This is a genomic window from Enterovirga sp. (genome assembly GCF_035325185.1).
Lineage (GTDB): Bacteria > Pseudomonadota > Alphaproteobacteria > Rhizobiales > Beijerinckiaceae > Enterovirga.
The window spans coordinates 2,493-8,879 of record NZ_DAOLAJ010000120.1 but is presented as its reverse complement, the minus strand read 5'-3'; the positions used below and the strand labels follow the sequence as shown (position 1 = coordinate 8,879).

8 protein-coding genes and 1 pseudogene are annotated in these 6,387 nt (G+C 72.1%); 1 reads left to right on the top strand and 8 read right to left on the bottom strand.

Going from position 1 to position 6,387, the window contains the following annotated elements; genetic code table 11:
• The 8 genes from rimM to PKD06_RS17010 all read right to left on the bottom strand — a co-directional run.
• On the bottom strand, positions 1–430 hold a 430-nt coding region (gene rimM, locus PKD06_RS17045), incomplete at its 3' end, for a ribosome maturation factor RimM (RefSeq protein ID WP_324382211.1).
• A gap of 102 nt (positions 431–532) precedes the next feature.
• Complete coding sequence (gene rpsP / locus PKD06_RS17040) at positions 533–913, bottom strand: 30S ribosomal protein S16 (protein ID WP_324382209.1); 381 nt, start codon at positions 911–913, stop codon at positions 533–535.
• 58 nt (positions 914–971) lie between these two features.
• Positions 972–2,531: a signal recognition particle protein gene (gene ffh / locus PKD06_RS17035; protein ID WP_324382207.1), complete on the bottom strand. Its 1,560-nt coding sequence runs from the start codon at positions 2,529–2,531 to the stop codon at positions 972–974.
• Positions 2,532–2,535: 4 nt separating this feature from the next.
• Positions 2,536–2,763, bottom strand: a complete 228-nt coding sequence (locus PKD06_RS17030) for a glutathione S-transferase (protein WP_324382205.1) — start codon at positions 2,761–2,763, stop codon at positions 2,536–2,538.
• 182 nt (positions 2,764–2,945) lie between these two features.
• A complete protein-coding gene (locus tag PKD06_RS17025) occupies positions 2,946–4,811 on the bottom strand; it encodes a S8 family serine peptidase (protein WP_324382203.1) in 1,866 nt (621 codons plus the stop codon).
• A 135-nt stretch (positions 4,812–4,946) separates the two neighbouring features.
• On the bottom strand, positions 4,947–5,210 hold the full coding sequence (locus PKD06_RS17020) for a hypothetical protein (protein WP_324382201.1): 264 nt from the start codon (positions 5,208–5,210) through the stop codon (positions 4,947–4,949).
• A gap of 90 nt (positions 5,211–5,300) precedes the next feature.
• Positions 5,301–5,528, bottom strand: a complete 228-nt coding sequence (locus PKD06_RS17015; RefSeq protein WP_324382199.1) for a hypothetical protein — start codon at positions 5,526–5,528, stop codon at positions 5,301–5,303.
• 108 nt (positions 5,529–5,636) lie between these two features.
• On the bottom strand, positions 5,637–6,026 hold the full coding sequence (locus tag PKD06_RS17010; protein WP_324382197.1) for a VOC family protein: 390 nt from the start codon (positions 6,024–6,026) through the stop codon (positions 5,637–5,639).
• Between the two features lie 159 nt (positions 6,027–6,185).
• On the opposite strand from PKD06_RS17010, the pseudogene PKD06_RS17005 reads away from it, so the two are divergent.
• A pseudogene (locus PKD06_RS17005) lies at positions 6,186–6,387 on the top strand (hypothetical protein); the annotation flags it as partial.

The window sequence follows — 6,387 nt, the reverse complement described above, 5'->3', positions numbered from 1 at the left end:
CGCGCGTGAAGGGAAGGAGCGCCGTCCGGCGCCGTCCGGGAAGGGCGATCTCGAGAAGATCGCCGCCCCCGTAATCGGGCACCGCCACGACCCGGCCGAGAGGGCCGTCCGGGCCCTCGGCGCGAAGCCCGACGAGATCGGCGAGGAAGAACTCGTCCTCCTCCGGCTCGCCCAGCTTGTCGCGCGGGGCATAGAGGCGGAGCCGGTTCAGCGCCTCGGCCGCCTCGCGCGTCGCCACCCCCTCGACCCGCACGACGAGGAGGTCCGGCTGGCCGCCCGACGCCTGCCGCGCATGGCGGACGAGATAGGTCCGGCCATCGGCGCCGGTCAGGGGACCGTAGGAGGCGATGGCCTTCGGATCCCCCGTATGGGACTTGAGCCGGATCTCCCCGGCGAGCCCGTGCGGGCGGCCGAATTCGCCGAGCAGCACGAGGTTTTCCGGCAAGGGGAGGGCGCGCGGGCCCCTCTCCGCCTCTGCGCCCGCAGGCGCAGGGGGACGGAGCGCGCGAGCCTTGCCGCCGGCGCGCACGCGCTACTTGTCGCCCTCGGGGGCGACCTCGGCCACCGCCGCCTTGAGGGCCGCGAGCTTCTCCTTGGCCTCCCGGCGCTCGACCATCTTCTGGCCGGGCTTGGCCTTCTCGGGATTGCTGCGGGCGGAACGCTTGGCGAGGCCGGCGGCGTCGAGGAAGCGCAGGACGCGGTCGGTCGGCTGGGCGCCCTTGGTCAGCCAGGCCTGGATCTTCTCGGCCTCGAGCGTGACGCGGGCCGGATCGTCCTTGGCCTTCATCGGGTCGTAGGCGCCGACCTTCTCGATGAAGCGGCCGTCGCGCGGGGCGCGGGCATCGGCCACGACGATGCGGTAATAGGGACGCTTCTTGGCGCCGCCGCGGGTGAGGCGGATCTTGAGGGACATGGTCTTCTCCTGGTTCTGGATCATCGTGGCCGGGCGTCCCGGCCGGGATGGTGGATGGCTATTTCTTCTTTCCCCCGAAGGGGAAGCCGCCGCCTAAGCCGGGGAGCTTCGGGCCGCCGAGGCCGGGCAAGCCTTTCGGCATGCCGCCGGGCATTCTCGGCCCGCCGAGGCCGGGCGGCAGGAGGTTCTGGGGCATGCCGGGGCCGCCGGCCTTGCCCATCTGCTCCTTCATGGCCTCGATCTGCTCGGGGCTGGGCTGGGGCATGCCGCCGCCGAGTCCCATCATGCGGCCGAGCATGCCGCCGACGCCCTTGGCCTTGCCGCCGCCCATCATCTTCATGACGTCGGCCATGCCGCGATGCATCTTGAGGAGCTTGTTGACCTCCTCGACCCTGGTGCCGGACCCCGCCGCGATGCGCTTCTTGCGCGACGCCTTGAGGAGGTCGGGATTGGTCCGCTCGGCCTTCGTCATGGAGGAGATGATGGCGCGCTGGCGCTTCACCATGCCGTCCGCCATGCCGGACTGGGCGATCTGCTGCTTCATCTTGGCGACGCCGGGGAGCATCCCCATCAGGCCGCCCATGCCGCCCATCTTCTCGACCTGGGCGAGCTGGTCGGAGAGGTCGTCCAGGTCGAACTTCCCCTTCCGCATCTTCTCGGCGACCTTCGCCGCCTTCTCGGCGTCGATGGTCTCGGCCGCGCGCTCGACGAGCGAGACGATGTCGCCCATGCCGAGGATGCGGTTGGCGACGCGGGCCGGGTGGAACTCCTCCAGCGCATCGACCTTCTCGCCCGTGCCGACGAGCTTGATCGGCCGGCCGGTGACGGCGCGCATCGAGAGCGCGGCGCCGCCGCGGGCGTCGCCGTCCATGCGGGTCAGCACGATGCCGGTGATGCCGATGCGCCCGTCGAAGGCGCGGGCGGTGTTGACCGCGTCCTGGCCGGTGAGGGCGTCGGCGACGAGGAGCACCTCGTGCGCCTCGGTCGCTTTCTTGACCTCGGCCGCCTCGGTCATCAGCGCCTCGTCGACCGTGACGCGGCCGGCGGTGTCGAGCATGACGACGTCGAAGCCGCCGAGCCGCCCCGCTTCCATGGCGCGCCGCGCGATCTGCACGGCCGACTGGCCCGCGACGATCGGCAGGGTCTCGACGCCGACCTGCTTGCCGAGCACGGCGAGCTGCTCCATCGCGGCCGGGCGGCGCGTGTCGAGCGAGGCCATCAGCACGCGGCGCTTGCCCTTGTCGGACAGGCGGCGGGCGATCTTGGCGGTGGTGGTCGTCTTGCCCGAGCCCTGGAGGCCGACCATCAGGATCGGCACCGGGGGGGCGGCGTTGAGGTCGATCGTCTCGGCATCCGAACCCAGCATCTCGACGAGCTGGTCGTGCACGATCTTGACGACCATCTGGCCGGGCGTGACCGACTTCACGACCTCCGCGCCCACGGCGCGGCTGCGCACCTTGTCGGTGAAGCCGCGCACGACCTCGAGCGCGACATCGGCCTCGATCAGGGCGCGGCGGACCTCGCGGAGCGCGGCGCCCACATCCTCCTCGGTGAGCGCGCCGCGGCGCGTCAGCCCGTCGAGGATGGCGGAGAGTTTTTCGGAAAGGCCCTCGAACATCGTCCTACTCGGTGGAGCCGCCCATGGAGGCTTCCATGCGGCGGCTGGCGAGGGCCGCCTCGAAATGGGCCACCGCCTTCTCGAACTTGTCGCGGCAGCCCGGATTGCAGAACCCGACCACCGCCCCCTTGTACCGCGTGAGCGAATCCGCCGCGACCGGCTTGCCCGACCAGGGGCAGGTCCCGTTCACGGCCTCCTCGATGCGCAGGTTTCCGCGCCATCCCTCGCCCATGCGGACACTCCGTCGCGGGCGAAATCCCAAACGCCGAAGACGCCCGAGGGCGCATCGCGCTGTCGGGCGTTGACCTCCGGCGGAACCATGGCCCCTGTCCGGTCGGCGGCTCGCGGGCTCGCTCGTATCGATTTCAGGGCGGGCCCTTAATAGGGGAAAGCCCGCCTGTCAATGAAGGAGCCTCATGGCTCTCCGGCCGGCGGAGGCGGGTTTTCAGGAGCGGGCGACGGGTCGGGAAGGGGCGCCGCCGCGCCCGGCTCGGCCGCGGCCACCGGGGTCGGCGCGGCTGGAGCAGGCGGCGCGGCCGAGGCGGCGGCCTCCGGCCCGCCGAGGGCGGCATAGGCGTCGACGAGGCCCGCGCCGAATTCGGGATCGGGGCCGGGAGGGCCGAGATCCCGCGCCCGGGCCGCGAGCGCCGCGCGGATGGCGGAAGGCGACATGCTGCCGTAGCGCTCCAGCATCAGCGCCACGATGCCGCTGACATGGGCGGTCGCGACGGAGGTCCCGGTCGAGGTGTCGTAGCCTGCCTCGGGGCTCGCCACGAGCACGTCCACTCCCGGCGCCGCGAGCGCCACGTAGGCGCCGCGATTGGCGGATTCGTAGAGCCTGTCCTGGAGGTCGGTCGCCGTGACCGCGATCACGCCGGGCTCCGCCGCCGGATAGGCGGGCGCCGCCGCGGGGCCTCCGTTGCCGGCGGCGGCCACGAAGACGATCCCGCGCTGCAGGCCCCCGGCCAGTTCGCGCGACATCAGCCGGTCCGCCGGTCCTGCGAAGCTCATGTTGACGACCTTCGCGCCCTCCTTGCCCGCGAGGTCGACGGCGCGGACGATGTCCCAGCTCGTGCCCTCGGCCTGCGCGCGGGCGGTGGCGGGAGAGAAGGCGCGGATGGCGAGGATACGCGTTCCGGGCGCCACGCCCATGAGCTGGCCGCGGGCGGCGATGGCGCCCGCCATGGCGGTGCCGTGCCGGTCGGGGCTGGCAGCGCTCGACAGCGTGTTCTCGCTTCTCCCGATCGCGCCCCGAAGCTCGGGATGGCTCGTGTCCACGCCCGAATCGATCACCGCGACCGTAACGCCTTGGCCGGTGGCGAGCCGGTGGGCCTCCGCGAGATGGAGCTTCGCGGCCGCATATTGACTGGAGGAGAGGGGATAATAAGCCTGCCCCCTGTCGGCGGCGAGGCGGTAGAGATGGTTGCGCTGGGCGAGCGCGACGCCGCTGTCCCGCCCGAGGGCGGCGACCGTCGAATCGACGCTGCGGCGGCCATTGACGCGCAGACGGTGCGCCGTCGTGCCGGCGAGCGTCAGCTCGGCCGAATCGAGGAGGGTCAGGCCGTGGCGGGCGGCGATCCGGTCGATCGCGCCGGCGGGCTGCGCTCCCGGCAGCGTGACCAGCACCTCGCGATCGACATAGGTGGCGTCGGAGGCGACCGCGGGCATCGGCGGAACCGGCCGGGGCGGAGGCGGCCGGCGGGCGACAGGCGGCGGGGCGGGGGGCGCCGCGAGGGCCGGCCGCACGGGACGTGTCGCGGGGCGCAGGGGCGCGAGCCGGAGCGGCCTCGCCGCGGGCGGCTGCATGACGACGATCGGCCGCCGCGTGCGATAGCGCGGCGGATCGCCTTCCTCCACCACGACAGGGGGACGATAGGGCAAGGGCCGGACGGGATAGCCGTGCCGGGCTCCCCAGGGGGGAAGGGAATAGGGACGGTGCGTTCCCGCCGGATAGCCCGGCCGGCCCCAGCCCCCCTGGCCATAGACGCCTCCCCTGCCGGGCCAGGAAGGCTTCGCGGAATAGGGCTTTCCGGGATACGGGCCCATGGGGGGCCTCGTGGAGCGGGGCTGCCGGCCGGCCGTTCCCCAAGCGCCGTAGCCGCCTCGCTTGCCCCAGCCTCCGCCGAGGCTCATCCCTCCCGGGTGGAACCCGAACTGGGCGAAGGCCGGCCTGGACAGCGGCAGCGCCGCGGCGACGAGAAGCAGGGCGGCCAGGGCGGCGCCCCATCGCGTCGCGCCGCGCTGCGGCGGGTCCGGGTCATCCTGCGTGGCGGCTTGCATGGCGATCTCCCATGGCGACCTCCGACATGCGCGACGCGCCGGCTCGGGCGCGACGCTGGCTTGCCGCCTCGGGGGGGCCGGGCATGCTGGGAAAGGGAGCGGGGCTTTCCGAAGCCAGCATGCGACGGCCGCGGGCTAGTCGCAGACCTCCCGATAGGCGAGGGCGCCGTAATAGGTCACGAAGCGCCTTACCCCGCACCCGAAAGGCCAGGCGTTGAAAACCGCCGACCACCGGGGACGGGGCGTGTAGTCGTGAACCCATACCCGGGAATGGGCATGGCGGTGGTAGGAATGGCGGTGATGCCGATGCCAGCCATGCGCGCCCGCCTCCGTGGGGACGGACGAGATTCCGCCCAGGGCCAGGACCGCGACGGCTGCCATCTTCGGAAGTCCCTGCATCCCCTGTCCTTTCCGGCCGGGCTCCGGCCCGGCCGTCGAGGATAGCTCATCCGGTGTTGCGTGACGATGTCGTGGGCTCGTCCCGTGCGGTCAGAAGCAGACGCGCCGGACCACGACGTTGCCGCGGAAGGTCACGAAGCTCTGCCAGCGGCAGACGGGAGGGGCGATCAGGATGCGCCGCCCGAAGCCCCAGCCGCCCCAGGGGTGATGCGGCCCCCAGCCGCCGCCATGGCCCCAGGCCATGGCCTGCGGAGCCGTCACCAGAAGCGCGCCCATGGCGGCGGCGGCGAAGGCGGCGGACTTGATGAAACGGGACATGGCTGGCTCCTCTCCGGTTGATCCTCGGCCGACCATTCGGCCTCGATCATGGGTCGCGGGACCTGCCGGAGGGGTTCATGCTTCCCGAGAGAATTTTTCGAAACGCGCCTAGCCTCGCTGGAGCAGTTCGATGGAGACATCGTCCGGCGCGCGGATGAAGGAGATCCGAAGTCCGGGCCGGAGCTCGACGGGCTCCATGGTGAACTCGACGCCCTTGGCCTTGAGCCGCGCGGCGGCGGCGTCAAGATCGGGAACCTTCAGGCCGAAATGCTCGAGGCCCAGATGCGGGCGGGACGCCGCCGGCGTCGTGCCGCGCGGCACCCGGTCGATGAAGATGTCCAGCGTGCCGATCCTGACGGCGACGCGCATCAGCTTCTCGGTCTCGATCCGCTCGATGACGCCGGCACCGAGCTTGTCGACATAGAATTGCGCCGCCGCATCCGGGTCGAGGCTGCGCAGATGGATATGGTCGAAGGCCGGCTGGAAGGATTCGGTCATCTCGTACTCCCGTGGTCTCGCAGGGTTGCCACGATTTCCCCGCGGCAGGGGAGTCGCGAATCATCCCCTTGCCATGAGCGGAGCCGTGATGGCATCAGTGGCGGATGGTTGTGCGTTCCGGCCCAAAGGCTGGGACGGACACGAAAAGGGGGGGCTTCAGTGAGGATCGGTTCGCCTAGGGAGGTTTTTTCGGGCGAGTGTCGTGTTGCGCTGACGCCTGACAGCGCGCGGCAGCTCCAGAAGCTGGGCTATGAGTGCCTGGTGGAGGCGGGGGCGGGGGTGGCCGCGGGCTTCACGGGCCACGGCTATTGCGCGGCGGGGGGGGGCGGGGGGGGCCGGGCCCCCCCGCCCCTGGGGGGGG

Coding starts and splice junctions, on each gene's coding strand:
- rpsP (WP_324382209.1), bottom strand. CDS start 913: ATGTCCCTCAAGATCCGCCTCACCCGCGGCGGCGCCAAGAAGCGTCCC.
- ffh (WP_324382207.1), bottom strand. CDS start 2,531: ATGTTCGAGGGCCTTTCCGAAAAACTCTCCGCCATCCTCGACGGGCTG.
- PKD06_RS17030 (WP_324382205.1), bottom strand. CDS start 2,763: ATGGGCGAGGGATGGCGCGGAAACCTGCGCATCGAGGAGGCCGTGAAC.
- PKD06_RS17025 (WP_324382203.1), bottom strand. CDS start 4,811: ATGCAAGCCGCCACGCAGGATGACCCGGACCCGCCGCAGCGCGGCGCG.
- PKD06_RS17020 (WP_324382201.1), bottom strand. CDS start 5,210: ATGCAGGGACTTCCGAAGATGGCAGCCGTCGCGGTCCTGGCCCTGGGC.
- PKD06_RS17015 (WP_324382199.1), bottom strand. CDS start 5,528: ATGTCCCGTTTCATCAAGTCCGCCGCCTTCGCCGCCGCCGCCATGGGC.
- PKD06_RS17010 (WP_324382197.1), bottom strand. CDS start 6,026: ATGACCGAATCCTTCCAGCCGGCCTTCGACCATATCCATCTGCGCAGC.